This window comes from Oleiphilus sp. HI0043 (assembly GCF_001634935.1).
Map to the genome: position 1 here is coordinate 1 of NZ_LWEY01000434.1, position 1,648 is coordinate 1,648.

Sequence of the window (1,648 nt, forward strand, 5' to 3'; positions counted from 1 at the left end):
TTTGAGACGTTGAAATAGCTAGAGGCACACGAACTAAGCAAGCTAGCGAGTATTGTTATTGAAAGTAGCTTGATCATCTTAATTTAACTCCAAATAATCCTGAGAAACATTATCCACTATAGAGGCAATATCGTCTCCAACATCGTCCGAACTCATAAATGGAATCATAGAAAACCCAGCCATTTGATACATATGACTTGAATACAAATGGCTAGACACAATTTGACCATTTTCAAATCGGTTAATTTTTACGAGCACATCGAAATCGGTGCTAATCATAGGTAGAACAAAAACTGACAAGCCACACCAAACTGCAGATAAATACGAAAGGGGATCAAAGTCACGACTTTCATCACCTGCGGTATTATCAACAATAGAAACAATTTCAAGATAACTCTGAGGAAGCTCATCTTTCTCAGAGAGAAATTTTGCTTTTATACCTTTTTTAGAAAAGCTTTCTTGGAGTGCATCTGCAACTAGCGTGTTAACCGTTGAATAGTCAGACCAATTGGCATAACTATTAATCTTAAGAAATACAGAATCACCAGTGTTAAATGTAGTTTGATCACCTTGAACATATTCTTCTTGGAAAGAACTTGAGGAAAAATGAGCGCAAGCTGGTAAAAGAGCAGAACAAACAGCAATGAAAATTAATATTCGTATTTTTTTAATCACTAATACTTCCTTTTGTGGATGATGCCTAAAAATTCTAACGCTTTTATAAACGGCGCGCGTGTCTTCGCGCGTCCAGTGCAGCCCACGTTCCTTTGTGGGCGGAACGAGGTTTGATAAACTTGTTACATGCTAAACTTCTTGGCAAAAGCTACCATTAACATACCACACAATATCACCCAAATAGCCAATGACTGTAATCCAATTTTACCAATTAGCTTGAATGCATTTGGTTTAGATCTGAAATACAATCTTGGATTACTATCATGAACCCACACCGTAAAAGGTGAACCTACACGATAATCTGTTTTGTCGTACATTGGGTCAATATGTATTTGCTCGATAGCAAGGCTATGGCGAGTCTTAATTTTGATATTGATCGATATAACAACATCAACGTCTTTTTCAACTTGAACGATCTCAGCCTCGACTGCCTGTGCTTTAATAACCTGCCAGTTATTTTTGACACGCCAAACCGCAATAGCTAAAGCTATAAATACAACAATTGAATTGTAATATAGTAGAAATTCAGTATCAGTCATTTTGGCATGTAACATTTGAATCTACGACATAAGGTCGTATATCCATTTGTCGTATATCCTTTTTTAAAAAAATTCTATATCACACGAATCCTACATCATTTCTGGAGTCCGATGAAGTCCAAAGTTTTTGCAATTTACAAAGTGCGACTCGTGTCGCCTATCCTTTTATTACAAGCCTTCATAATTATTTGTTTTTAAATAGCTTTTACCGTATTTTAACGGTAGCTATAGATATACGACAGGAGGTCGCTTTTCATAGCTATTTTGACTCACTCTTAAACTAAAGGATTAGTTTTATGGATGATATACCACTACCTCTCCCTAAAAAGCCCGTGCGCTTTATTGANCAGTTTCGAGCATTTATTCGTAGTAAACAAATGGCCTATAAGACCGAGAAAACCTATTGCCATTGGGTAATACGTTTTATTCGTTTT

Annotated in this window: 3 protein-coding genes; 1 reads left to right on the top strand and 2 read right to left on the bottom strand. The window is 36.3% G+C overall.

All coding sequences use genetic code 11. The features are described from left to right. Positions 1-78: 78 nt before the first annotated feature. Together A3729_RS05555 and A3729_RS05560 are read right to left on the bottom strand one after the other, a co-directional pair. Positions 79-675, bottom strand: coding sequence for a hypothetical protein (locus tag A3729_RS05555; protein ID WP_068553632.1), 597 nt, complete (start codon positions 673-675; stop codon positions 79-81). A gap of 122 nt (positions 676-797) precedes the next feature. Next, positions 798-1,214 carry a hypothetical protein gene (locus tag A3729_RS05560; protein WP_156495027.1) on the bottom strand — a complete coding sequence of 139 codons (417 nt, stop codon included), beginning with the start codon at positions 1,212-1,214 and terminating at the stop codon, positions 798-800. Between the two features lie 296 nt (positions 1,215-1,510). Between A3729_RS05560 and A3729_RS34475 the strand changes: the two genes are divergently transcribed. Continuing rightward, positions 1,511-1,648, top strand: a 138-nt coding sequence (locus tag A3729_RS34475; protein ID WP_197475602.1) for a phage integrase N-terminal SAM-like domain-containing protein, incomplete at its 3' end; no start/stop codon positions are given.